The organism is Synechocystis sp. PCC 6803 substr. PCC-P (assembly GCF_000284455.1).
In the GTDB taxonomy this organism is placed as follows: domain Bacteria; phylum Cyanobacteriota; class Cyanobacteriia; order Cyanobacteriales; family Microcystaceae; genus Synechocystis.
The window spans coordinates 1824518-1849582 of the sequence record NC_017039.1; the positions used below are offsets into that span (position 1 = coordinate 1824518).

The following is a 25065-nucleotide window of genomic DNA, read 5'->3' on the forward strand; positions in this document are numbered from 1 at the left end:
ACAAATACAATTTTAGTGGGGAAAAATCCCCGCCCCCCAACCATCTGGGATTGTAGAAATAGGGGAAGATGGTATGGAGGCATTTCACCCCCTGCAATGGCACAAGCATAATGAATTGGCATATTAGCGACGCCCAAAACCTAGCCACCATCGACTATGAAATCGGGGACCATGGCCATAGCCCTGCTCAGTATGAGATTCTGCGGCGAGTTATCTACGCCACGGGGGATTTTGAGTACCTCAACCTACTGCATTTTTCCGCCCGGGTACTGACGGTGGGGGCCGCCGCTTTAGCATCCCGCACCACCATTCTTGTGGACGTGCCCATGGTACAGGTAGGCATTGTCCCCACTTTGCAAAAGACCTTTGCCAACCCTGTTTATTGTGCTACCCAAAGCATTACCAGGCCCCAAAAGGAAAGAACAGAGGAAGCCTGGGGCATATTGAACTTGGCCCACCGTTACCCAGATGGGATTTTCGTAATTGGTCACGCCCAAACCGCCTTAGATGCCCTGATGGAGTTAGTAGAAGCCCAACGCATCCAGCCGGCCCTGGTCATTGCCACCGCCACTAATTTTGGCGATCGCCAAGACGTGGAATTAAATTTGCAAAAAGCTAACATACCCCACATCATAGTCCAGGGAAGAAAAGGGGGGACAGAGGTGGCCGTGGCCATCATTACTGCCCTAGTGGATTTAGCTTGGCAAGCCTATGAACAAAGGGCCCACCTAAATTAGTCACTTCCAACCTTTTCAAACCAGATTTAATTATGGCTTTTTGGCTGATGAAGTCCGAACCCGTCACCTATGGCATTCACCATCTCAAAGCGGAAGGAGAGACCCTCTGGGATGGGGTGAGAAATTATCAAGCCCGCAACTTTTTACAAACCATGGCTGTGGGAGATCAAGCTTTTTTTTACCATTCCAACTGCAAGCCACCGGGCATTGTCGGGCTAATGACCATTACTGCCGAGCAAGTGGTGGACCCCACGCAGTTTGACCCTGCTAGCCCATACTTTGACCCCAAGGCTACTCTGGAGAAGCCCCGTTGGTTCACCGTTAAAGCCAGTTTTACCAGGGAATTTGCCCAGATGATTACTTTGTCCACCCTCAAAGCCCAGTTTAGTCCGGAGGAATTAGGAGTCCTTAAAAAAGGGAACCGCCTGTCGGTGTTACCCGTCTCCCCGGCGATCGCCAATCGAATTTTAGAGTTAGCTTAATCCATGAGCAATGATACAATTGGAGACTGTGTCTTTTTTTGTGGAGTAACGGGTCATGACTCAACGAACCCTCGGCGGAACCAACCGCAAACAAAAACGTACTTCCGGTTTCCGGGCCAGAATGCGTACCCATAACGGCCGGAAAGTTATCCAGGCCCGCCGGAGCAAAGGTCGTCATCGCTTGGCTGTATAGTTTCCTTCCGTGGGACTACCCAAAACACTGCGCTTAAAACACTGGCAAGATTTCCAGACCGTTTATCAGCAAGGAAAGCGACATCGTCACAGCAATTTACTAATGCGGGTTCTAGGCGATCGCCAGGCCGACCATAGCCGTTTTGGCATCACCGTCAGCCAAAAAGTTAGTAAAAAAGCCACGGTTAGAAATCGTCTAAAACGTCAAATTCGCGCCGTCATTAACCATTTTCAGCCCCAAATCAAGCCGGGTTTTGATGTGGTGATTATTGTCTTGCCCCAGGGCATTGGGTGCAATTATGAACGTTTTTTGCGAGAATTAGAGCAGTTATTTAGCCAAGCTGGGATTATTGACCATGGGCATTCGAGAAACCACTTATTATGAGGGCGGCCCCCACATCGGGGACTTGATCGTCAATATTTTATTGGGGTTCACCGTCATCTTTCTCCCTTTGACCGTTGGGGCGATCGTCCGGGCCATCTGGCTTCGTTACAAAATTACTGATCGCCGTATTTCTGTCACCGGCGGTTGGATGGGTAAAGACCGCACCGACATCGTCTATGGCGAAGTGGCGAAAATGATTAAAATGCCTAGGGGGATAGGCCTCTGGGGGGATATAGTTGTCACCCTCAATGACCGTTCTCGGCTAGAGCTGCGGGCCATGCCTAACTTTCGGGAAGTCTATGACTATATGGCCGAACGGGTCGCCGACAAAACCGGTCGCCCCTTAGAAGCTATCACCCAGCAGTAGAAACAACAGTAATTAATGATATTAATCAAGCACTGGAGCCATTGAGCCCCCCAGTCTTCCCGGCAACCTTGGCAATATTTATCTAGAGAGCTTGTTAGCAATGGATTTTGGTATCGGTTTTATTTCGACAAATATCATGCTGCCAATCCTGGATTTTTTCTTCGGGATTGTACACAGTTATGGTTTTGCTATTATTGCCCTCACACTAGTAATTCGTTTAGGGCTTTATCCCCTCAGTGCCGGCCAGATTCGCAACATGAGAAAAATGCGAATCACCCAGCCCCTGATGAAAGAGCGCCAAGAAGAAATCCAAAAACGCTACAAGGACGACCCAGCCAAACAGCAAGAAGAAATGGCCAAGGTCATGAAGGAATTTGGTAATCCCCTGGCCGGATGCCTACCCCTGTTGCTGCAAATGCCCATCCTGTTTGCCCTATTTGCCACCCTGCGGGGATCTCCCTTTTCCGATATTAATTACACCGTTGACCTGCAAATATTACCCCAGGAACAGGTAGAGCGCATTGTTCCCCAAACTTTCTCCACGAAACCCCAAAATATCTACGTAGACGAAGCCCTCCATTATCCCATTGCTGTTTTCCTGCCCGGTGGCAAAATGCTTGGAGTCGGGGAGAAAACCCAGTTGGAAATTCAGAGCACCGAAGGCAAAGCTTTTAACCAAGTAATCCCCGAAAAAAATAGCCAAATTTTAACCCCTACCTATAGTGTCACCAAAGGTGAAGACCGCATTAGCGTTAATCCCGACGGCACCATTGAAGCCCTAGTACCGGGGGATGCTACCGTCCAAGTAACTATCCCCGGCATTGCGGCCCGCACCGGCTTTCTCTTCATCAAGGCCCTGGGGCAAGTGGGAGTAACTGGCGAAAACGGTGAGATCAACTGGGACATCCTTGGCATGATTGTCTTCTTTGGCTTCAGCATTTATCTCAACCAAGAATTGTCCGGTGCCTCCGGGGGAGGTGCACCCAACGCTCAAGCCCAACAGCAACAGACCATCAACAAAATTACCCCTATTTTGTTTAGCGGCATGTTCCTGTTCTTCCCTTTGCCGGCCGGGGTTTTGATGTACATTGTCATGGCCAACGTCTTCCAGACAATACAGACCCTCATTCTGATGCGAGAGCCGTTACCGGAAAACCTGCAAAAGTTGTTAGATGAACAACAAAAAGCCACCCAAGGCCGGGAGTCCCTACCCTTTGAAAAGAAAAGCAGTAAAAAGAAGGAAAAAACCTCGTAAATTTTTAAACCATAAGTCTTCACCTTTCTCAGTAGAGATGGAGGCTTTATTGTGATTGCGGAAGTTAAATTGAGACCTGAATATTGACGATGGAAAAAATAGTTACCCAAGCCCAGAATTGGCTCGAAGAACTTCTCACTCTAATGGGTTTTCCCAGTACTGTCACCGTAGCAGAGGATAAAGAAAATACTTTGGTGATGGGCCCTTGGTTAGTCATTGAGGAAAAAAATCTATCCTCAAGCCAGATTGAGCGGTTGCTAGCGGAGAACGGTTTGGCTTTAGATGCCATTCAGTATTTACTCAATGCTTCTCTACGTCCTGCCGTGGCCGACGGTGGCATAAACTTTACGCCCATCACGGTGGAGTTGGCAGAATTTAGGTCTCGTCGCCAGTCGGAGTTGATTTCTTTATCGGAAATGGCAGCCCAACGGGTACGGGAAACCCTTGAGCCAGTGGAGATGGAGGATATGACTGCGGCCGATCGCCGTCAGGTCCATAGCTTTTTTGAAGATTCCCAGGATTTGGAAACAGAAAGCCAGGGCTATGAGCCCCACCGCCGCTTAGTGATTCGCCCTCGACGTTAGGGCTGAGGAACCTTAAAACATTCTGAACTTCCCACTACTTACCTGATGTTAATTGGTTGGGTTATTTCTTTTTGCCCCCGAATAACCCGCCCAAAAATCCCCCTTGGCTGGACTTGGCTCCCTCCTGACTACTGCCGGAACTAGTGTGCTTGGCCAATTCTTTTTTCGCCGCCATCACTTTAGGGTCATTGGGGTCTAACTTCACTGCTGAGCCAATGTGAACCTTGGCCATGGTCATCATGTTGTTCTTTAGATAGGCCATGCCCAATAAACAATGAGCCTGGGCATTTTTGGGGTCGGTTTTCAGGGCAGATTTCAATTCGGCAATGGCCTTCTCATATTGCCGACGATCAAAGTTTTCCTGGGCTCGCCGTAAACTCTTTTCAAAGGGAGAAAGTTCTTCCGCCGGGGGATTATTGATGGGAGGGGTTGGGGTTGGGCCCTGGGGCGATCGTCCTGAAACCACGGGAGGAACCGTTTCTTTTGAAGACGCAATAGTTTGGAACACAGGGCGGGCAGAAGCATTTTCCCCTTTCACCATCAAAAAAATCAGATTGTATTCGCTCACTTGGGCAATCTTGCGAAAAACCGTTTTAAAGTCTTCGTAAAGCCCTTTGCTCAGGGGGGTGACCACCTTGCGGTAAACCAATTCCAAATTTTGCTTTGCTCCCTGGAGTTTCTGGGACTCTGCACTGCTAAAGCTCGGTTGCCCTATGCTAGCTAAGTTGCTCACTGTCTGCTGGATGATAAGCAAGTGTTCTTTACGGTCGTTCTCTCGGCTTAAAACTTCATAGGCCGGGTTAACAAACTTGGAGAAAAGTTTTGCTGCTAAGGCTTGCTCTTCTTCGTTGGTAGCTTTTGATGTGTCGGGGTGTAGTTGGAAAGCAATCTTGAGATAACTTTTACGAATTTCTTCGGGAGTCGCATCCAGAGGACAGCCAAGAATGGCGTGGTGGTCAACTACGTCATAATTAAACAGTCCTTGCTTGATGGGAAACGAGCTCATAAAAATTACGGGAGGGGGGCATTTCTATCCCTTTCTACTCCATTATTCCTCAGAAAGAGAAAAATACTCTCAAATTGTTAGAAACGTTCACCAAAGCTTGACCCCTAATTTCTCTTGAGCACCAAAGCAATCAAATTTTTTGTGCTCTAGCGGCGGCGTACTGCTGGAACCATTGGGGAGTTGCCGCCAGGGCTTGGCTCAGTTCCTGGTGAATTTTCCCATTGGTGGCCAGAATGCGCCCAGTGCTTAGATCCAGAGGAGAACAATCATAGGCGGAAACTATTCCCCCTGCTTCCCGCACAATGACAATGCCAGCGGCCATATCCCAGGGATTAATCCCCCTTTCCCAATAGCCGTCCAAACGACCGCAGGCCACATCGATGAGATCGATCGCCGCTGAGCCACTGCGCCGTACCCCTTGGGTGAGATGGGTGAGATAGCAAAATTCTGGATAGTTGTTATCTAAAGTTTTCACTCGGTCGTAGGCAAAACCCGTCACCAGTAAACTTTTATCCAAGCTGGCGGTGGTGGATACTTGGATGGGCCGGCGATTTAATGTGGCTCCTAAACTGGTGGCAGCCCGAAATAATTCCTGGCGAAAGGGATTGTAAACTACGCCCACTGTGGGAATGTCTTGGATCAGTAATCCAATGGAAACACAGGACACAGGATAGCTATGGGCAAAGTTGGTGGTGCCATCGAGGGGATCAATGGCCCAACAAAAAGGATTGTCAACCTGTCCTAACTGCCCTGATTCTTCGGCCAAAATGGCATGGTCTGGGCAACGGCGTTTAATGATTTCCAAAATAATCGCTTCCGCTTGGCGATCGGCTTCCGTAACCAAATCTCCGGCCCGGCCTTTTTCCTGTATCTGTTGCACCTTACCCCAGAGGGAAAAAATTTCCGCCCCCGCCGCCAGCACCGCCTCCGTTGCAATTTCTAACCAAGTTTGTAGATCAGATGGGGAAAAAACGGGTTTTTGGGCAGAAGTCATTACAAAAATTCTCAATTTGGCCAAACGAAAGGTTGCAACTAGGAAAATCAGGTTGTAGTTGTAGCCTACCTAGTCCTCATCTAAAGGCAAACCTAATCGCACCCGACCAGCCCCAAAGTAGCGGCCAAACTGTAACTCATAAACCTCGTCCTCATCTTGGGTTTCCACTTCCAAATCCGATTGGGCATAACTAACACAGAGAAGAGCATAACCTTGCCGTTGTAGGTCCGGGGATAGTCCCATGGCCTCCGGTTGATGGATTTGCCCAGAAATAACCCGCACCGCACAGGCCGTACAGGCCCCATTACGACAGGAAAACGGTAACTCAAAACCTTGGTCTTCCGCCTGGTGGAGAATGTAACGGTCGTCGGAGACAATCACGCTGTAGTCTTTTTCGTTTTGGCGATCGTGGATCAGAACTCGGTGGGAACGGGACATTATGGGCTGGTTTGAATCCAAATTAGGTTTGTGTCTTCCACTATTGTATAATCATTTCTTGTGACCAAATTGGAGAGGTGGCCGAGCGGTTGAAGGCGCAGCACTGGAAATGCTGTTTGGGGGTAACTTCAACGAGGGTTCGAATCCCTCCCTCTCCGTTGAGAACAATAGTGACAACTAAGACCAGATAGGGAAATGCAGTTGAAATGCCGCTACCTTGTCTGGTTTTATCGTTCCAGGGCTTGGGCAGTGGGTAGGTCGGAATATGAGAGCAAGGCGACGGAAAGTGTGATAGGTTAGAAATGGCTCGGACTCATGCGATTACAACGCCCAAATCTTGTCAGGACCGGAAGGTAGCAGCAATAAGGGATGCTTGTGGTAGGCGTGAACTCCGGGCTTCCGGCTTTTCTGGAGGAAAATAGAGGAGTTTATGGCGAGTGGAAATAAGTTTCAGTCGATGTTGCCGGTATCTCCCACAGGCCAATTCATTTGCCAACAGGATTTAAATTTTTACGACAGTAGCGATCACCAGGAATTAGCTACCCAAGCAAAACAGGGACGATATTTGCGCCTAACAGAGAAGATTGAACGGTCAGCAGTGTTGGTGGAACAGGCGGAAGACCGTTACCAAGGTTGGCTAGCGGAGGACGATTTACAAAATTTGACCCCGGCCGTTCATGCTTATCAACCAGTGACAGTAACCAGAGCCGAAATTGAACAGCGAATTTCCCAGGTAATTGACTATTTGCTGGAAGCGAAGCAAAGGGAAAATTACTATCTTTGGGGAGGTAATATCGGCCCCAACTACGACTGTTCCGGTTTAATGCAAGCCGCTTTTGCTAGTCAAGGTATTTGGCTACCCAGGGATTCCTATCAACAGGCCGCCTTTTGTCAGCAAGTAGTTGATGTGAGGCCCCAACGGCGATCGGGAGAATTAAACCAAGTAATGGTGGAGGCGATCGCCAAGGAATTTTTACCGGGGGATTTAATTTTTTTTGGCAATCAACGGGTGGATCATGTGGGAATGTATCTGGGGGAAGGAAAATATATCCACAGTTCTGGCAAAACCCATGGCCGCAACGGTATTGGCATCGATTCCCTCACCGATTTAACGGATCCCATTAGCCATAAATATTTTCAAAAATGGTGGTTCTGTGGCCGGGTTATAAAAAGTTTTAATCCGGTTGAAGATGAGCTCGCTAGCACGAGCATTGCCGTTGATGCCAGCTTGCTTAAATAAAATAATTCATCCGGCAGACTGTTCTGGATTTTTGATTCTCTGTTCCAATTCATCAATGGTTTTCAGAAGTAACCTTTTAGCCTGTAATTTCCAGCCCCACTGTTGAATTTTGACCGCTATGGGTAAGGCGATCGCCGGAGCCAGAAAGTCCAACGGTTGTTGCAGGGAAATACCAAATAATAAGCCCAAGCCTGCAATACCCCAAAAAGGTAGGGCAGCCGTTTGACGATTATCTTCCACTAACCGAGGCAAAAATCCCTGGGGCATAATTTCTAGCACCTCAGCTTTTAACTCCTGCTGTTGTTTGTAGTTGAGAGATAAAGCCATCTTGCGACGAATTTTTTCTATTTTGCGGGCCTCACTGCTGTATTCCGTCAGTTCATCCTCCGCCATCCGCACATAGGTTTCTAAATTGGCCATGGGCTTACCTGTTACTGTTACCTTTTTAATTAATTGCTCAAGACTCTTCGGCAGAGGCTTTTTTTCTAGGAGCCAAAGGGGGTAAAGCGCACTGGAGCAGTGGGTACTTGTCCCGATTGACAGACTTGGAAACGACCCATGAGGGCAGTGTATTCTAAGCGCCCACCATTAATTTGGTACTCATCCCTGGGGCTAGGTAGATGGCCCGCCGGGGCGTTAAGGGTGAAGTCCAAATTTTTCTTGAAAATGACCCACTGGTTCTCTTTACGCCAGCCAATGCGATCACCAAATTGGTCGTAGGACTCCGGTGACATTAATCTACCGGGGCGATTCCCCGTGGCCAAAAACGCTTCCAATTGGGGAGTGAAGCCAAAACGATTGTTGGAATGTTGTAACCATAACTGATCAATGGTTTTCAGATCCTGGCAGGGAATTTGCTCAATAGTGTCGGTGGTCAACCAACCCTGGAGTGTCCGATTGGTAGCGGCCAACAGCAGGCGGCGGGTAATTTCATTGGCCTGACTAAACTGCTGGGATGCTAAGGCCGTTTCCAAGGGCTGGAAATTTAGTTCCACCTTGGGGATCGGGGTGGAAGTATTATTCTGGGGAGCCGGGGCTGTGAACTGGGCCCTAACTAATGGGGCCGTTGTCACCAAGCTTCCTAATAGAACTGTCGCGGCAAGTTTCAGCAAATGGGTTGCGGTGGTCATAGTCAAAGGCAGTCAAATTAGGGCAAAAGCTAAACACCGTTGGCGCATTTCAGAATACCACGGACTTTTAGCTAAATACATGGGAACGTTCCTCCCTAGTGTAGCGAGGAAAAGACTTGCATTAACTGGCGATCGCCCCCAATATGGATCCCTGGGGACTACCGCCTGCCCCATATCTATCTAAGGCAATCTAAGGCAATCTAAGGCAATGACCATGGTGGCCAGTTGGACTCGAAACCACATTTTAGACCTAACCGATTGGCGGGGCGAAGAATTAGACATTGTGCTACAGACCGCCACCACATTCCAGCAAGTACTGAGTGGACAAACAAAAAAAGTACCTGCCCTCCAGGGACAAGTAGTCACCAATCTTTTTTTTGAGCCATCTACCCGCACCCGCAGCAGCTTTGAGTTAGCGGCCAAGCGCCTTTCCGCTGATGTGATGAATTTTTCCCCTGGTACTTCTTCCCTTACCAAGGGAGAGACTATTTTGGACACCGCCAAAACTTACCTTGCCATGGGGTCTGACATTTTTGTTATCCGCCACCAACAGGCCGGGGTGCCCCATTTCATTGCTTCCCAAATGGACCGGCTCCAAACCGGAGTCAAGGTACTCAATGCGGGGGATGGGCAACATGAGCATCCTTCCCAAGGATTACTGGATTTATTTACTATCTGCTCCCAATTTGCGCCGGACAATCCTGCCATTCAATGCCTCCAGGGAAAGAAGATCGCGGTGGTAGGAGACATTTTACATTCCCGGGTGGCGCGTTCTAATCTGTGGAGTCTAACTACCGCCGGGGCTGACGTGCATTTAGCGGGGCCTCCCACCCTGTTACCAAAGGAATTTCAACAATTAACCCTAGCGCCGGGATCGGGTAAACTCCATTGTCATTGGCAGTTGCAGCCAGCCTTGGAAGGGGCGGATATAGTTATGACTTTGCGGTTGCAAAAAGAACGGATGACAGCCCATCTTTTACCCAGTTTGCGGGAATACCACCATTATTTCGGCATTACCCACGATCGCCTAAAGGTGTGTCAACCAGGGGTAAAAGTGCTGCATCCGGGGCCGGTGAATCGGGGGGTAGAAATTAGCTCCGAACTGATGGATGACCCGGACATTAGCTTGATCCAAGACCAAGTAACCAGTGGAGTAGCCATCCGCATGGCTCTACTTTATTTGCTAGGCACTGTTCAGGAATAGGAGTAAACGGAGAGAGAGGGATTCGAACCCTCGATGGAGCTATAAACCCCATAACTCCTTAGCAGGGAGCCGCTTTCAACCGCTCAGCCATCTCTCCAGACTGACAGTTCCATATCATAGCAAACAATGACGTCTTCCGCCTTTTTCAACCGGCAATTTCTACTCCCTTTGATGCGGAGGATAATTCGGAGACTTGACGTTGGTGTTAAAAAATCCAACGTTGAATACCAAAGTAGTTCCCAGTTACTGATTTTTACCACTTTCTAAGAGTTGCCGGAATGAACTCCAACTGGTTTCGTTGGGACGCTGGTCAGATAAGGGTGGCGGTTCAACGTACTCGGGAAAGTTAGTGGTAATTTCCTTCTGCATTACTGCCGACAAATCATCGAAGCTGGCTAATTTACGCCCAGCGGTGTTGAAGTATAACAACCCAACTCGATCGCCCATTTCCATCCAAGGTAACCAGTTGGAAAGCCTAGCCCAACCAACGGAGGCCGGGGCTGAGGTCCCCTGGGGATCCGTCAAAGCGTCGACATCACCAAAGAAGTTGAACATCTCCGTGGCGTGATAGGTTCCCCCCACATAGCGCTGAAATTTCCCTCCCAAGGGATTGGGGTAAAACAGGGGCACGGTTACGTTCATCCACCATTGGTTTCCTAACACCGTAAGTTCCCTGGCGATCGGACTGCCGTCATTGTCCTTTAAGCGATAGCTAAAATTCACCGGATCGTTGGCCACATGAAAGACTTCGACTGTTTTGCCAGTCCAGGGATTTTCCCACTGACGTAACACTTCTCCGGTAACGGGATCTTTGTAGAGTAAAATCTCCCGGCTCACCATGCGAAAATCTTCGTCATCATGGCCATCTGCCAGGGGGCCACATTGGCGGATATTCATGCCCTCCACCAGAAAAAGCAAACGGTCTGGCTCTCCTGGAATCCGACTATAGGTTTTACCTTCCCACCAGTAGATTATCGGTTGACCATCTTCCGTCGAGCAGAAAACCTTCCGGAGGGCTTGCAGTTGACCTTCTGGTTCACCCAGTTCCAAAGCTTGGACAGCAGGGAATCCCATACCAGCCACCAGAAGCACTACGGATAAGGGGGAAAGGAAAGCAGAAAAAAATCGTGGCATGGTTAATGCCATAGTTTGTGCCTCAATAACAATTAATAATTAACGCTTGGTTCTTAACTTTGTTTCAGCTCAAGGGCATCCTCCGTAGCAGCACCGTGGACCGTTTTCACCCACTTGAGTCGTTTGGGGCGAAAAGCCATGCGGGCGGTGACGGCGGGCATAATGATCAGCCAGTGGAACATATAAATGGTGCCACCGATGGTGCGAGCTAGTAGGGCCGGCATTTGTTGCCAAGGAGATTCGCCTTCGCTGGGAGTTAAGCGCTTTAGTCCGTAGTACATGCCCCAACAGGAAAAACCGATCGCCAGATAACTGAGGGGAGTGAGCAGGGGAAAACGTCTTTGCCACAGGGCCATGAGTAAATCCGGTACAGCGGCGGTGGGTAAAAGATATTGCATTAATAGAAAGGAAAACAAATCCAACTTTTTCTTCCAGCCCATGGGTTGGGTGCAAATCCAGCGCCAATAGTCGAGGTATCGTTGGTAGCCGCCTTCCGCCCAGCGATTACGTTGGTGCCAAAGGGCGATCGCCGTGGTGACTCCCTCTTCTTCCACCGGGGGATTGACTAAAATACCCACTTTCCACTGGTGGAGATGTAAGCGAATGGTTAAGTCTAAATCATCGGTGATGGTCTGCTCATTCCAGCCGCCCACCGCATCTAGGGCTTGGCGGGCCACAAATTGACCATTACCCCGCAGTTCTCCAATGCCGCCGGTAACGATTCTCTGCTGTTGAAAATAGGCATCTAGGGCCATTTCCGCCCCCTGGCCCCTGGTCCAAAAATTGACAGCTTCGTTGGCGATCGCTTTGCGTACTTGTAGAGCCCCAAAAGTCGGTGAAGCAAAATAGGGCACCACCCGCCGCAGTAAATCTTTGGGCACATTGGCATCGGCATCAAATACGCCAACGATGTCCCCTTGGGTTTGGGCTAACACTTCATTTAAAGCCCCTGATTTACCGCCACTGGCCCCCGCGCCTCTCCTTACTACTTTTAACTGGGGATACTGCTGACGTAGTTGGTCCAAGATGGCCGGAGTCCGGTCAGTGCTGTTATCGTCCACAATCCAAACTTCATGGCGATCGCCGGGATAGTCCAAAGAGCATAACTGCTGCACAATTTTGCCAATTACCGCCTCTTCATTTTTGGCGGCCACCATTAAACAAACCTGGGGATAGGGCACCGTGGATGCATCTCCAGTAAGCAGGGGGGGGGCTTCTTCTGGGGTTGCTTTCATTAACCTGAGAGCCTGCAAAGAGAGGGCACCGGTGAGGGCCCACACCAGCCAACTGCCCCAAACCCAGTAATGGAGAGTGATGACGACTGTCCAAATGGCCATAAGCATTACCGCTGCTTTTTTGCGCCGCCCCTCCGATCCCCGGAAGAAATCGTTGCGAAAATCCTCCTCCTCCGCTTCGGGATCATCCCATTCGGCTAGGAAGGCTTCTAAGGGGGACAGCTCGGCATCGTTATCTTTCCACGGAAATTGGGGCATAGGTACCTAGGATGTGGTCAGGAAAACTAGACATTGCCCTCCATTCTAGCGATTGCTTGCGATATTTTCGGGGAGTGGCATCTATCCAGGGAAAATCCTTGCCGTTCACTTAGGGGTCGAGGGCTGGAACTTAGGTGCCAAAATAGTTTATTTGTTAGGTTTTCTCCCATGGATTTTCGTCGCTGGATTGCCCGCCGTGACCAAGATTGGCAGACTCTGGACCAAATTTTGACCCGTATGGAAACCAAGGGGATCAAGTTCCTGGCCACGGAGGACATTCAACAGTTGGCTAGTTTATACCGGGCTACTTCCGCCGACCTGGCCCGAGCCCAAACCCATAATCTCAATCCCCGCCTGAGGCAAAACTTACAAGCTTTAATCACTAGGGCCTACAGCCAGATTTACCAAGGCGATCGCCGACAGGAATGGGGCAAAGTAAAAGAATTTTACCTGTGGCAGTTGCCGTTAGTGTTGCGACAAACGGGGATTTACACCATGGCGGCCTTTGGTATTTTTTGCTTCGCCAGTGCCATTGCCTGGTGGTATAGCTGGCGGGATCCCGCTTTTCTAGAATTGGTGGTGCCAGGGGATTTAATCAGCACTGTTCGGGACGAAGGCCAGCTCTGGATGGGGTCAATTTTAACGATGAAGCCGGTGGCGGCCAGTGGCATTATGATCAACAATCTCTCTGTGGCCTTTGGCATGGTGGCCGGAGGAGTGGTGGTGGGACTATGGACTATTTACGCTCTGTTTTACAACGGTTTACTGCTGGGGGCGGTGGGAACATTGGTAGCCCAACATAATTTAGCCATTCCCTTTTGGGGCTTTGTTTTTCCCCACGGTTCCCTGGAATTACCGGCAATTTTTCTGGCAGGGGCAGCGGGATTACTCATTGCTAAGGGCATTGTTTGGCCAGGGCCCTACCGTCGAAGTTACGCCATCAAACAACAGGCGATCGCCGCCGCTCAATTGGTATTTGGCATTGTGCCCCTGCTGATCGTTGCGGGCATTATTGAAGGGTTTATTTCCCCGGCCCCTTGGATTCCCGATGGTTTGAAATATCTTTTGGGAACGGCATTCTTTTTGCTTTTACTCAGCTATGCATCCCGGCAAAGGCCGTAACACCAACTAGGACTTTTTGGTGAAGCAACGGAAGTAAAGGGAGACAAAAAATTCCTTGACAGGAAAAGCAATAAATGTGATCGGGTTGATGGTGACGATGATATTGCGGCTATCCCGTTTTACCCCCTTCACCACTTGCCGAGCCACCCAGGCTGCACTCATAATCCCCACCGGATTAAGTTTGCTTTTGAACGGTCCTAAAATCAGCTTACGGATCACACAGGGGGAATCCAAGCGCTTCAAGGTAACTACATCTCCCAACGCCCGCTTGCTCAGTTCATACAAAGGACTAAAGGCCGGGTTCACCTCCGCTTCAGAGGTATTGACCCAAATTTCCTTGGTGGCGATGTGGCGGTTAGTTTTCACCGTGGCTAGGAATAATTCCATCAGCCGTAGGGCAGAAAAAGTGTTGACTTCATAGGCTTCCTGAATTGCCTGGCCATCGCGCCTTTGGTGGACGTTTACCCCATGGTTGATAACTAAAACATCAATTTCCGCCAGTAAATCCTTCAGTTGATCTTCCTGGCCAATGCACCATTGTTCGGTTCTGATGGGAATAGTTTTCTCTGCTCCGATAACAGTTACTTCCTGACCACAGGACGTAATGGCGATCGCCTTAGCTCCTTGTTGATGGAGTTCCTGCAACAGGGCTTGGCCAAAACCACCGGAAGCTCCGGTCACTGCAATTTTTTTACCTTTTAGGGACAAAGCGGTGCCCAACATTTTATCCACCAAAGTTAAAGTTCCACAGAAGTAAGCATTAGGATCGTCAAAATGATGCCGCCAATGATAAGTCCGGTTCACCATCCACGGGGCCGGTGGTGTTAAAAATGGCCCGGGGCGATGGGTTAAATCCGTAATTTCGTCTGCATTGGGCAACCCCACTCCCCTGGCGATCGCCGATAGTAAAAAACCTAGGGTGTAGACCATTCCAGCGCTAGCGGCCAGGATTAGAGGCCACTGACTGAAACCCTGCCACATCCAAGTCAACAGCGGGGGCCAAATACCAAAAGCTAACATTACCAATGCTTCCGGTACATCATTGTACCAGTGGGCCTTTTGATAAATTTCCGTACTCACCACCGACAAATCCGACCGAAACACCCGATGGTGCCAACCATGGAGACGATAAAGGGGCGACCACACATGGGCCAGGGCATGGTAGCAGTCCCGCACCAGTTCCACCCACAGCACCGAAGCCAGGGCCAAACCCAACCCCATTAACCAAGCCATTGCCATACGTTAAAAATTTTTACTGGTATGTTAAGTTTTGTTCTATCGATGGTAACGGTTTACGGTCCGGGCAGATCCATTTGCTCAGATATTTTTCAAAAAAAACAACATGTGCAGTACTTTTGTTGGGTTTGACATGAACTACATCTATTTTATATGTGAAACCTATACTTTAAAATTCCGCTACTTTCGTCTATTTCTACGGTAGCCAATTTTCCTGACTGTGCTTTCTTGAGAAGATTGTCAGTAGTTTGGATATTAATTTTTAATCCTTGCATGATTTGGTAGTGTCATCTATGTAGTGAATGCCCAAAAAAGACCAAAGTCGGGGCGAAATAGCACTTCCGAACTTTAGACCAAATGAAGACAGAGCTTAAAAACACTTTTGATCGAGACATTGACCTGATTACCCGTGAGAGCATCCACACTAGTCTTAACTAGTTACGCCGTCACCAAATCATTTCTTCAGCCCAGGTGATTTATGCAACGGGGCCTTCAATTTTTACTTGATACGCTTTATCCGCAGCGCTGATCCTGACCTATACTACTCAATGCTCAATGGCGGAAAGATCAAATATGGTTATTTTGCTGCCGAGCTTGTAATTGTTGACGAATGTCGGTATGAACTGCCCTGGTTATGGGATAGAAAATAGCTAGTATCAATCCGCCCAGTAAAAAGAAAGCTGGCAGGGGAGCAACGGCAAAACGAATGGCCCAGAGAGCACTGTCCGGTTGAATGGGAATTGGTTCCCCAGGAATGCGGGCAATAAAGCCGGACGCTTCCAGAGTTAGCCCCACCAAAAATAAGCCAAGGGCTAAACCTACTTTTTGCAATAGCACCATAAAGGCGTAGAAAAATCCTTCTCTGCGTTTGCCGGTGTTTAATTCGTCTAGATCCACCACATCGGGAATCATAGACCAGGGAATTAAATAGGCTACGGACACTCCCACTCCAGCAAAAATAGCTAGGGTGTACAGTAAAGCAACCTGTCCTGGTTGCACTAACCAAAGCCCAGCTTCTGCCCCCATCCACACCATGGAGCCGAGAAAATAGATCACTTTTTTATCTAAAAACTGAGCCAAAGCTTGCCAAACAAATAGCATCACGAGGGCGGTGCCCTGGACAGCTAGGGCAATGGTGCCGGATTGTTGCTCATTTAAGCCCATCCAACTAACCACGAAATAAACCAGAATTGATGCGGTCAATTGGACGGCCAACCAGGAACAGAGGTAAATACCAATGACAAATAGAAAAGCCCGGTTACTGAAGGCAATTTTGAGTTGTTTCAGCAGAGGCAAATTTTCTGTAACTCCGGGACTGGGGGAATTTTCAAGCTTTTGTAGATGTTCTTCTACAGCGCTGTCCCGCAGTGTAAAACCAAATCCACCCCAAATTAACCCCAGTAGAATGAGGAAAAAGCTGATGTAATCAAAACCGCTGCCCCCCAACAAGTTAAAACTTTTGGCGATCGCCAATAAGATTAGGGTAATGCCGGCGGCCATTAACAGAGGCGCTAAACGTCGGCGTAGACTGGGCGAAAGGATTGGTTCTTTACCCTTTTCTTGTAGCCTTAACGCACTCCACAGTAGAGCCGAGATGGAGAGCACGGAAATCATTACTCCCAATTCACCAAACTGCTGCTGGGGGCGATCGGGCAAACCGGCGGCGATGAGGATGTAGAGAATGAGGGAAAGAATACTGCCGCCAATGGAAAAAGCAAAACGAAAACTATTTAGCCTAGTGCGCTCATTGTAGTTCTGGGTCAGCTCCGGTGTTAGGGCCGTGTAGGGCAAATTAACCGTGGTGTAACACAAATTAAATGCCATGGCGATCGCCACATAGTAAATAAACAATCCCCATTGATTAGTCAGGCGATCGTCGCTGAAATGGGGAATTAACCACTGGGCAGTGTAAAAAAGAGCGAAGGGAATCATTCCTCCCAACATCCAAGGCAAACGCCGGCCCCATCGACTGCGGGTGCGATCACTTAACAAGCCAATGATCGGGTCATTGATGGCATCAAAAATTTTGCCAATCATCAACACACTACCCGCCAGGGCCGCCGGTATTCCCGCCACATCGGTGAGGAAAAACAGCAGGTAAAACACCAAAATGTTGGCAGTTATAGCCGGGCCAAAGTCCCCTGCTCCATAGGCCAATTTAGTGGTGAAGTGAAGTTTTTCGGCGGAAAGGGATTGGCTCATTAAGTTTGATGATGGCGGTAAGTTCCTAGCCCACAGCGTAGGCTACCCGTAGGGCCCAGATAATCAGGGCACCAATGCCCCCCAGGATTAACATTGCCGAAACAGCGACGAGGAAGGGCTTATCTGCCCCGTCGAATTTCATGATGCCACGGTTCAGGTCTGACATAAAACCGACTCTCCAAAAGACTACATTGCAAAGGTTAGACGGACTTCCATGGTCTTAGTTTACTGTCTTGTCTGGAGCTTAACCTGTTCCCACGGACACTTTTTAGTCAGGTTTTGATGGCATCACTCACACCATGGCCCAAAGCAGGGAATCAAATATTTGTTGCCATCTTTGACCCAAAGTCTCAGCAACCTGGGGGAATTGTAGAAAGACAAAATATGCCGTCAAGGAAATTCCCCCCACTAAAATGTAAATCCATTTGCCTAGATTGACTTCCACCACTAGGCAATAAAGCCAGTAGAAAACCAATGCTGCAAAAATCACCCCTGCGCTCCCCATCAATTGCAAGGCGATGACATAGATGTCCGTTTTGTCTAAAGTCGAATTATGTACTAAGTTTGCGGCGTAACCAGCGTACCAAACTTGGATTATAATTCCTGGAATCCAGCCGATCCATTGAAATTTGAGTGAATTAATCACATCGACAATGGCACTTGTCCAATTGCCAAACCATTGCCATTCTTCATTCTTTCCTGTGATTTGATTCCACACTCCATTGATGAGTACAACTAATAGCAATGCCAATACCCAGGGAGCAATCAGCAGAAGCAGTAAACCCCAGTACATAACGATACTACCGAGGGCATGGCCCATTAGTTTCAGAAATAGCAGGCCCATAGTAGTGGATCACAAAAACGTTGGCATTTATCCTATCACGGGGATAATTTGCCGTTTCCCATTAATTTACCAAGTCTAATAATCGTAATCTAAAATCACTTTTAGCCATTGGGGAGGCCGGGGAATGGGATTACCCAAACGATCCAAAATCAAGAGCGCTGTTAAATGCACTGCCAGCATATAAATCAGACTGTTGAGGAAAACCATACCTACTGCCAAGAATTGTACTAGTAGCACGTCTGGCTGAGCCAAAATATTGAATTGTAAAAATAGCCAGTCAAGCAAATTGGTGATCTGTCCCATGACATATTGCCAAAGGTTTTCCCCCAACAGAAAGGAAAATAGCCAAAAGCGAAAGAAAAAGCCAAAGGTACCGATTAGTGCACCGGTAAAAATGGAAAAGCCCCAGGATGCATTTCTCACCCAGCAGAATCCCAACTGCAAACTCATGAGCCCATAGGGAATGACAAAGACCACACTCCGGGTGGGGCCCATCAACACAGAAAGTAGCAACCCGGCGGCAATCATGCCCTTAATGGCGGCCGGCGATCGCCAACGCAGATAAACCAGAGCCAGGGGAATGGGAAACAGGATCCTTAATAGGGGGCCAATGGGAAAATAATAATTAATCAGCCAAATAATGCTGACCATGCTAGCGAGAAAGGCGCTTTCCACCATGGCCAGGGTCTGGGGAGATTTCAACACCGGCTGTTGACGGCTCAAGGGTAATTCCTGTAGTGCTTTGCTTTCCTCTGTTTCTCCGTCCCCCGCATCCACCCAATTGTCTTCATCCATACTATTCACATCGACCATATCCGCCGTAGTCTCCTTGGGATCACTAACAGAATTGGTAATCTCAGCTTTAATTCCGGTATTCGGCGATCGGTCAGCAGAAAAAGTCATGGAAAAAGTTTTTCAGTTATAACTTTGAACCCATCTAACACGGGATTCTGTGGCAACAAGCCCAACCCACCTAGTGTGACATACTATGTTTCGGCGATCGGCAATGGTGCCAGGGCAATATTTTCTATGTTCAGGAAATTAGATCTTCTAAATCCCTGAGATTGGCCACACTGATAAAATCCGGCTCTCGATGGATTAAGCCCCGTTTTTCCAGTTTAGTTAGGCAACGGGTGACAGTTTCCCTGGCTAACCCACTAATACTACTCAATTCTCGGTGGGGCAAATTGGGAATAATTACCCCTTTGTCCGTATCTCGGCCCCGACCTTCCGCCAAAAATAGCAGGGTATCCGCCACCCGGGTTAAACTTTCTGCTTCCCTCAGCCGCAAACGACGGTTAAGTTGCCGCAGACGGCGAGCAATGATCTGGGCTAAACGAATGCCCGCCATGGGCTCTGTTTGGAGAAAATTGTAAAATTCCGGAGCTGGTACACTGCACACTTCCGCCGGGGTAAGGGTGATGACGTCGGTGGAGCGGGGAGCCTCTTCGATCGCCGCCATTTCCCCGACAATCTCTCCCCGGCCGACAATGTTGAGGGTTACTTCCCGACCATCCACATTATGGGTGCGAATTTTGACCCAGCCATCCATGACGAAATAAACTGAGCCGCCCCAGTCATGTTCGAGGAGAATAACTTGGTTGGCGGGATGACTGCGAACGGAAACATGGGCAATGGCCTCTTGCAATACTTCCAGCCTTAATCCCTCAAAAAAAGGTATTTCTTGGCTTAAACGCTCAGTAAACTCTGAATTTTGGGGACTAGTGCCCATAACCCTCCTCCCTAAACATTGATAGCCTCCCTAGGATGGCTCGGTCTTTTAATTCTGGCAAACAATGGTTGAAACATCTTGTTTACCTGGGTTTGAATTCCCTATAAGTAAACCTTAAATTGGTTGTGCCCCACTCCAGAGAAAGTGAGTTTTTTCACTTGCTAGGGAGCATTTCTGGATTGGATTAAGACTTGTTACCATGAACCGAGTGGGCAAACCAAATCAAAATGGCACAAACAATGCCACTGGCAATAGCCTGTGGGTTCCAAGCTTGGGAATTTTTTTCCTCAACTAAATCCCCCCAAATTAGAATCACATCGAGCAGAATGATCGCTTGTTAGAGAAGGGAAGATAGATATTCTAACGGGTAGTTGACAGTAATTTATTGAAAGACATTTATCACAGTCTAATTCTTTAGGATTTTCTACAGAAGAAACTAAAAAATTGTGTGCTGCCGATATCAATAACTTTTGATTTGTTAGCGGTACCCAGATTTTTTATAAAATCAATTTTTTATGGCCGCTTATTCTACAGCAAATTTTCGTACTCCGGTTGAGATTGTAGTTGTTTAAGCAAATCCTTGATGTCCTGGGTATGGTCTTTGGGCACCACCAGGGTGACATTGCCTTCCCGCACAATTACCACGTCTTTCAAGCCAATGGTGGCAATTATCTGGTTCTCATCACTGGCGTAAACAATACAGCCCCGGCTATGCAAGTTGACATGGTTAGCCAAATCCACATTGGCTTCTGTTTCGGGAAAAAGTCGCTCCAAGGCATTCCAATCCCCCAAATCATCCCAACCAAAATTGGCCGGTAGAACGGCGGCTAATTGGGTTTTTTCCATCAATACATAGTCAATGCTTTTCTTTTCTAAAGCTGGGTAACCGGCTGCTCCCTTAGCCCTTAAAGTAGCTAATAATTCGGGGGCGTGCCGGTCTAATTCCCTTAGTACCACCCCGGCTCGGAAAATGAACATGCCACTATTCCAACTAAACTTACCGCTGTCCACAAAGGTTTGGGCCGTGGCTCGGTCGGGCTTTTCGGTAAAGCGGGTCACTTGATACACCGGTAAACCATCTATTTCCCGTTCCAATGTGCCCTGCTCGATGTAGCCATAACCAGTAGCGGGGCCATGGGGTTTAATCCCAAGGGTGACAATGGCGTCCTGTTCCTGGGCATAGGCGATCGCCGCTTTCAAAGTTTGCTCGTAGGCGCATTGGTCTTTAATCCAGTGGTCAGCGGGAAAAAAACCAATAATGGCATCGTCTCCATACTGTTGGGCGATTTCTAGGCTAGCCCAGGCCACCGCAGGGGCCGTATCTTTTCCCTCTGGCTCCACTAGGCAATTTTCCTTGGGCAATGAAGGCAATTGCTCGAAAACACCTTCTGCAATGGGGGCCGCCGTAATCACCCACAAATTTTCCCAGTCCCCAGCCAAGGATAGTAGACGTTGGGCTGTGGCCTGCAATAGACTAACCCCGGAACCATCCAGGGACAAAAATTGTTTAGGTCGTTGCCTACGGCTTAGGGGCCAAAATCTTTCTCCTTTACCACCGGCAAGAATTACGGGAATGAAAACGGGGGATGATGTATTCATAGGGGGCAAAATTGACTGGCCAGGGATTTCCACCGCCTAGGATACAACGACAGGAATCCCAGGGGTCTGAAAATTCTTAATAATCAAGATTCAGACGGTGGGGGAGTTAGGTTACGGGCCGGATCGCCTAATAAAACCTTATCCATGGGGCCAGCATTTAAATTTTCCGGTAACACCTGCCAATGTTCGGCGATTTGTTGTAACAGTCGGTCCTGCTCGACTCGCAGACGATCAAAATTGGGGCCATTATTGATGATGGCAAACCAAACAGTGCCCCGCTCCTGGGTAGGAATAGTACCCGCTAGGGCACTGACCGTATTTAATGTGCCAGTTTTTATCGTTAATCCCTGGGGCATACTGCGCCATTCCAATGTTCCCCGGCGATCGCGCCCCATGACGGGAAAAATATCGTCAATGCCTAGGCCATGGGGTTCCAGTTGCGCCGCTAAAACTTGATACATTTTGGTCACGGCCCTGGGGGAAAGCCGATTGTCCACCCCTAGGCCGGAGCCATTTTTTAGTTGAATTTCCGCCGCTGGAATTGCCCCCAAGCGCGAGGTGGTTTGGGCCACGATCGCCGCTCCGCCTATGGCCTGGGCCAACATCTCGGCCATATCGTTATTGCTGTAGATGTTCATCTGTTTGAGCAAGGCCGCTAGGGGAAGGGATTGATGCTCTAGTAACGGTTCTAAGTTGGCGGGTAAAACAGCCTGGGTCTGGACAGCGCCAGCAATTTTTACTTGGGGCCGGGGAGTATTGGGAGGTAAATCCCCGAAGGCTTGGCTCACTGTGGCCGACCATTGGCTTTCATCCACGGCTTGTTGAAATAAAGCTCCGGCAATGGCAGGGTTGGCCTCAAAGTTCATAGCAAAATTGCCCACCGCCACCAAATCTCCGGTTACTTCCCGAATGCCTGCTTGGTTCAGGGCATTGCCCACGGCGATCGCCTCTTCCCAGACAAAGAGGGGATCATGGTCCCCAGCGACGAATAAATTCCCCTCTAAAACCCCGTTATGGATGGGGCCATCGGTGTAAAAACGGGTGATAAAACGATGGTTGGGTGCCCATTTATCCAACGCCGCCACACTGGTGGCAATTTTGGTCAAAGAAGCCGCTGGAAAAGCACTTTCTCCCTGGTTGTAGCCCAAATAGGCCCATTCTGACTGTAACCAAATGCCCTGGCGCTGGCGATCGTAGCCCAAGGATTCCAGGCGATCGAGGTAATTATCTACAATTTTGTCGATGGCCGGATCCGCTTGGGTGGGTACAGCAAAAACCTTCGCTTCCTGCCAGGCCACTTCCTGGCCAACTAAGGGTTCCCCCGCGCCCCCCCAACTGAGCAGGGCCAACACCGTCGCCCCAAAGATTCTCACCATAACTTAGCTTTTTCCTCCCACCAATTATCCAAGCGGCTTTGAAAAACCTTGGGTGGCCCCTAGGCTTTGACCAGAATGTTGTTGCCGCTCACCTGGGTAGCATAGGTAGGTAAATCCCTGATGGCGGGCCCCTTCAGCACCTTGCCGGTGGCCGCAAATTCCGCTCCGTGGCAGGGACAGACAAATTTACCATTGGCTTTTTTCCAATTCACCTGACAGCCGTTGTGGGTACAAGTGGGATTAACCGCACTAATCTGGCCACTATTACCATTGGGTACTACCGTCACCGGCCCCTTGGGAGTGTTCCCCTTCAACTCTCCCTTGGCCTTGAGGTCCGCCATGGTACCAACATTTACCGTTTGTCCTTGGCCGTTACTACTATTACCACCAAAACAACCAGTGATGACAGCGATCGCCGTACTGAAAGCAGTGTAAGAAATTAGCTTGCGTCGTTTGACCATGGTGGTAGATAAAAAGAACTGCCCCCAGTTTAGCCAAAGTTTCGATGCGGTGGCAGTTGGAAGCAGTCTGATTTTGAGGCAATAAAAGCAAGAACACTAACGAACAGTTTCTAAGCTCTCAATTTTCTTGGTAAACAGCTCTGTGAAGATGCTCATCACCGTGCGTTTTTCACGGACACGGATGTTAGCTGTGACGGACATGCCCGATTGGAGGGGAATCTCCCGCCCATGACTAACTAATTCCTGGCTATCTAGCTTGATCCTGACGGGGAATCGATAAAATTGATAGGTTTGATCGGGGGGCAGGGCATCGGAGCCGACGTATTCCACTTCCCCATCGACTCCACCAAACTCACTGTAGGGGAAGGAATCAATCCGTACGTCAACGGGCATACCAGTGCGCACGAAACCGATATCTTTATTTGTCACATCCACCTCGGCTACTAAGCTATCGGCGGGAATAATTTTGAGCAGAGGTTCAGTTTGGTTGGGGGGGGTAACGTAACCAGGGGTGGCCTTGAGGTCAAATACAACCCCATCCACCGGGGAAGTGATTTCTTGATAACCAAGGTTTACCTTTGCCCGTTCAATCTGTCCGTTTAATTCGGTCAGCCGTTTGTCGTTATCAACGATGATTTTGGTGATCTGACTATCAATTTCTGCCAGCCGCTTATTGTTGTCTGCAAGGCGATCATAGATGTCCTTATCAGTTACGGCGCTGGTGTTGGCCAGGCGGGCTTGGGCTTGGGAAATTAAAGACTGAAGGCGTGATTGCTCCGTTTCTAAGCGCTGGATTTCTGCTTGGCGGGACTCAATTTGTTGTTTTTGGCGGTCTACTTCCACCACCGTGTTAACTTTTTGCTCGATTAACTGCTGAGTCCTGTCATTGAGGGATTGTTGCTGTTTTTCTACCTGTAACCGTGCCAGGGCTCCCTCCTCTAGCAAGGGGGTCATACTATTAACGATGCCTGCTTCAATCGCTAAGCTTTTCTCTGCCTCCACGAGGGCCGCTTCGTTGCGCCCCAATAGCCCAGCCAAGATTTTCTGGTCTTCCTGGAGCTGACTCCTTTCCGCCCTCAATTGTAGGCTGGCCTGCTGTAATTGTTTTTCAATTTGGCGAATCTCCAATTCAGCAGCGGTCACACGACTGCCTAATTCAAAGCGGGCCATTTCCAGTCGGGAAAGTTGTTCGGCACTGAGTTGGCCTTCACCACTGGCGTTTCTTAACCCCAATTGCTGACGATAAAGTTTATTTTCATTAATCAATTCAGCCCGGTTATTGGCCAAAGCCACTACTTCCCAGGGTAAGTTGAGCTGGCTGATCGCCCTCTGTAGGGTACTGCCCTCCAAACCGTTTTGCAGTAGGGTGCGATAGAAAGCATTTTCCTGGAGAACCTTAGAGCGAATATTTTGGGCGGCGGTCAATTCTGCCCGGGTACTGCTGGAATCCATGATTACCAGCACTTCACCTTTTTTGACCTTGCGGTTGTTTTCGACTAAAACTTCCTTAACCACCCCATTGAGGGGAGCATTGATGTCCTTAACTGTATCGAGGGGTTTCAGTTGTCCGGTGGCGGGGACCACCTGTTCAATGGTAGCGATGGAAGCCCAGGTCACAGCCACCACAGTCACCCCCATAATCGCAATGGCAATACCCCGGGCCCACATGGGGGACTGACGCATGACAATGGCTTGTTCCGGTTGGAATAGGGATGAGTTGGATGAGAGAGCAACGGGAGTTTTGGCAGCCTTTTCCTGTTCTTTTACGTCGGCCAAGGTGCCCGCATCCATGGTTTTGGAGCTGTGGCCGTTCCTTTGGGGAGCATGTTCCTGGGTGGGGCTATTCATAATT

Annotated in this window: 27 protein-coding genes, 2 tRNA genes and 1 other RNA gene; 12 read left to right on the forward strand and 18 right to left on the reverse strand. The window is 49.0% G+C overall.

The genetic code is table 11. From position 1 onward, the window contains the following. Positions 1-110 precede the first annotated feature (110 nt). The 7 genes from SYNPCCP_RS08665 (at position 111) to SYNPCCP_RS08690 (ending at position 4002) form a co-directional block, all read left to right on the forward strand. A complete protein-coding gene (locus tag SYNPCCP_RS08665; RefSeq protein ID WP_014407110.1) occupies positions 111-737 on the forward strand; it encodes a precorrin-8X methylmutase in 627 nt (208 codons plus the stop codon). A gap of 32 nt (positions 738-769) precedes the next feature. Then, complete coding sequence (locus tag SYNPCCP_RS08670; RefSeq protein ID WP_010872862.1) at positions 770-1219, forward strand: EVE domain-containing protein; 450 nt, start codon at positions 770-772, stop codon at positions 1217-1219. 55 nt (positions 1220-1274) lie between these two features. Continuing rightward, complete coding sequence (rpmH, locus tag SYNPCCP_RS16870) at positions 1275-1412, forward strand: 50S ribosomal protein L34 (RefSeq protein WP_010872863.1); 138 nt, start codon at positions 1275-1277, stop codon at positions 1410-1412. Between the two features lie 9 nt (positions 1413-1421). Further along, the gene (rnpA, locus tag SYNPCCP_RS08675) at positions 1422-1796 is read left to right on the forward strand and encodes a ribonuclease P protein component (RefSeq protein ID WP_010872864.1); all 375 of its coding nucleotides are present in this window, start codon (positions 1422-1424) and stop codon (positions 1794-1796) included. Continuing rightward, entirely contained in the window at positions 1768-2163 is a 396-nt protein-coding gene (locus SYNPCCP_RS08680; RefSeq protein WP_010872865.1) for a PH domain-containing protein, read from the forward strand. Before rnpA ends, SYNPCCP_RS08680 begins: the two co-directional genes overlap by 29 nt. Before the next feature lie 100 nt (positions 2164-2263). Next, positions 2264-3418, forward strand: coding sequence for a membrane protein insertase YidC (yidC, locus tag SYNPCCP_RS08685; RefSeq protein WP_010872866.1), 1155 nt, complete (start codon positions 2264-2266; stop codon positions 3416-3418). A gap of 89 nt (positions 3419-3507) precedes the next feature. Continuing rightward, positions 3508-4002 carry a protein jag gene (locus tag SYNPCCP_RS08690; RefSeq protein ID WP_010872867.1) on the forward strand — a complete coding sequence of 165 codons (495 nt, stop codon included), beginning with the start codon at positions 3508-3510 and terminating at the stop codon, positions 4000-4002. Positions 4003-4063: 61 nt separating this feature from the next. Here SYNPCCP_RS08690 and SYNPCCP_RS08695 read toward each other — a convergent pair whose 3' ends face one another. From SYNPCCP_RS08695 to SYNPCCP_RS08705, 3 genes are all read right to left on the reverse strand, one after another. Then, entirely contained in the window at positions 4064-5008 is a 945-nt protein-coding gene (locus SYNPCCP_RS08695; protein ID WP_010872868.1) for a J domain-containing protein, read from the reverse strand. 130 nt (positions 5009-5138) lie between these two features. Beyond that, a complete protein-coding gene (locus SYNPCCP_RS08700) occupies positions 5139-6002 on the reverse strand; it encodes an inositol monophosphatase family protein (protein ID WP_010872869.1) in 864 nt (287 codons plus the stop codon). 69 nt (positions 6003-6071) lie between these two features. Continuing rightward, positions 6072-6440 (reverse strand): 2Fe-2S iron-sulfur cluster-binding protein, encoded by a 369-nt coding sequence (locus SYNPCCP_RS08705; protein WP_010872870.1) that lies wholly within the window; start codon positions 6438-6440, stop codon positions 6072-6074. A gap of 71 nt (positions 6441-6511) precedes the next feature. Between SYNPCCP_RS08705 and SYNPCCP_RS08710 the strand changes: the two genes are divergently transcribed. The 3 genes from SYNPCCP_RS08710 (at position 6512) to SYNPCCP_RS08715 (ending at position 7680) form a co-directional block, all read left to right on the forward strand. Continuing rightward, positions 6512-6598 (forward strand) — tRNA-Ser (locus SYNPCCP_RS08710). A 146-nt stretch (positions 6599-6744) separates the two neighbouring features. Further along, positions 6745-6841: signal recognition particle sRNA small type (gene ffs, locus SYNPCCP_RS16585), an RNA gene on the forward strand. Positions 6842-6870: 29 nt separating this feature from the next. Continuing rightward, positions 6871-7680, forward strand: coding sequence for a C40 family peptidase (locus SYNPCCP_RS08715; RefSeq protein WP_010872871.1), 810 nt, complete (start codon positions 6871-6873; stop codon positions 7678-7680). A gap of 6 nt (positions 7681-7686) precedes the next feature. Here SYNPCCP_RS08715 and SYNPCCP_RS08720 read toward each other — a convergent pair whose 3' ends face one another. Both SYNPCCP_RS08720 and SYNPCCP_RS08725 read right to left on the reverse strand, forming a co-directional pair. Further along, positions 7687-8100: a hypothetical protein gene (locus SYNPCCP_RS08720; protein WP_010872872.1), complete on the reverse strand. Its 414-nt coding sequence runs from the start codon at positions 8098-8100 to the stop codon at positions 7687-7689. A 65-nt stretch (positions 8101-8165) separates the two neighbouring features. After that, complete coding sequence (locus tag SYNPCCP_RS08725; RefSeq protein WP_010872873.1) at positions 8166-8810, reverse strand: GUN4 domain-containing protein; 645 nt, start codon at positions 8808-8810, stop codon at positions 8166-8168. Between the two features lie 208 nt (positions 8811-9018). Here SYNPCCP_RS08725 and pyrB point away from each other — a divergent pair, with 208 nt between their 5' ends. After that, positions 9019-10014, forward strand: coding sequence for an aspartate carbamoyltransferase (pyrB, locus tag SYNPCCP_RS08730; protein ID WP_010872874.1), 996 nt, complete (start codon positions 9019-9021; stop codon positions 10012-10014). A 7-nt stretch (positions 10015-10021) separates the two neighbouring features. On the opposite strand, the gene SYNPCCP_RS08735 is transcribed toward pyrB, so the two are convergent. From SYNPCCP_RS08735 to SYNPCCP_RS08745, 3 genes are all read right to left on the reverse strand, one after another. Then, positions 10022-10111: transfer RNA gene (locus tag SYNPCCP_RS08735), tRNA-Ser, on the reverse strand. A gap of 146 nt (positions 10112-10257) precedes the next feature. After that, on the reverse strand, positions 10258-11160 hold the full coding sequence (locus SYNPCCP_RS08740) for a DUF1838 domain-containing protein (RefSeq protein WP_010872875.1): 903 nt from the start codon (positions 11158-11160) through the stop codon (positions 10258-10260). A gap of 41 nt (positions 11161-11201) precedes the next feature. Continuing rightward, positions 11202-12641, reverse strand: a complete 1440-nt coding sequence (locus SYNPCCP_RS08745; RefSeq protein WP_010872876.1) for a glycosyltransferase family 2 protein — start codon at positions 12639-12641, stop codon at positions 11202-11204. 168 nt (positions 12642-12809) lie between these two features. On the opposite strand from SYNPCCP_RS08745, the gene SYNPCCP_RS08750 reads away from it, so the two are divergent. Further along, a complete protein-coding gene (locus SYNPCCP_RS08750; RefSeq protein WP_010872877.1) occupies positions 12810-13763 on the forward strand; it encodes a stage II sporulation protein M in 954 nt (317 codons plus the stop codon). A 6-nt stretch (positions 13764-13769) separates the two neighbouring features. Here SYNPCCP_RS08750 and SYNPCCP_RS08755 read toward each other — a convergent pair whose 3' ends face one another. The 10 genes from SYNPCCP_RS08755 to SYNPCCP_RS08800 all read right to left on the reverse strand — a co-directional run bounded on the left by SYNPCCP_RS08755 (position 13770) and on the right by SYNPCCP_RS08800 (position 25061). Continuing rightward, positions 13770-15002: a bifunctional sterol desaturase/short chain dehydrogenase gene (locus SYNPCCP_RS08755; RefSeq protein ID WP_010872878.1), complete on the reverse strand. Its 1233-nt coding sequence runs from the start codon at positions 15000-15002 to the stop codon at positions 13770-13772. A 564-nt stretch (positions 15003-15566) separates the two neighbouring features. After that, positions 15567-17201, reverse strand: a complete 1635-nt coding sequence (locus SYNPCCP_RS08760; RefSeq protein WP_010872879.1) for an MFS transporter — start codon at positions 17199-17201, stop codon at positions 15567-15569. A gap of 25 nt (positions 17202-17226) precedes the next feature. Beyond that, a complete protein-coding gene (locus SYNPCCP_RS17445; protein ID WP_020862346.1) occupies positions 17227-17367 on the reverse strand; it encodes a hypothetical protein in 141 nt (46 codons plus the stop codon). Positions 17368-17493: 126 nt separating this feature from the next. Next, entirely contained in the window at positions 17494-18045 is a 552-nt protein-coding gene (locus tag SYNPCCP_RS08770) for a hypothetical protein (protein ID WP_010872880.1), read from the reverse strand. 75 nt (positions 18046-18120) lie between these two features. After that, a complete protein-coding gene (locus SYNPCCP_RS08775) occupies positions 18121-18948 on the reverse strand; it encodes a DUF2232 domain-containing protein (RefSeq protein WP_010872881.1) in 828 nt (275 codons plus the stop codon). 130 nt (positions 18949-19078) lie between these two features. Further along, positions 19079-19777 carry a Crp/Fnr family transcriptional regulator gene (locus SYNPCCP_RS08780; protein ID WP_010872882.1) on the reverse strand — a complete coding sequence of 233 codons (699 nt, stop codon included), beginning with the start codon at positions 19775-19777 and terminating at the stop codon, positions 19079-19081. A 528-nt stretch (positions 19778-20305) separates the two neighbouring features. Further along, on the reverse strand, positions 20306-21376 hold the full coding sequence (locus SYNPCCP_RS08785) for a mannose-1-phosphate guanylyltransferase (protein ID WP_014407111.1): 1071 nt from the start codon (positions 21374-21376) through the stop codon (positions 20306-20308). A gap of 83 nt (positions 21377-21459) precedes the next feature. Next, a complete protein-coding gene (locus SYNPCCP_RS08790; protein ID WP_010872884.1) occupies positions 21460-22752 on the reverse strand; it encodes a D-alanyl-D-alanine carboxypeptidase/D-alanyl-D-alanine-endopeptidase in 1293 nt (430 codons plus the stop codon). A gap of 59 nt (positions 22753-22811) precedes the next feature. Continuing rightward, on the reverse strand, positions 22812-23213 hold the full coding sequence (locus SYNPCCP_RS08795; RefSeq protein WP_010872885.1) for a ubiquinol-cytochrome c reductase iron-sulfur subunit: 402 nt from the start codon (positions 23211-23213) through the stop codon (positions 22812-22814). A gap of 96 nt (positions 23214-23309) precedes the next feature. Continuing rightward, a complete protein-coding gene (locus SYNPCCP_RS08800) occupies positions 23310-25061 on the reverse strand; it encodes an HlyD family efflux transporter periplasmic adaptor subunit (protein WP_010872886.1) in 1752 nt (583 codons plus the stop codon). Positions 25062-25065: the final 4 nt, after the last annotated feature.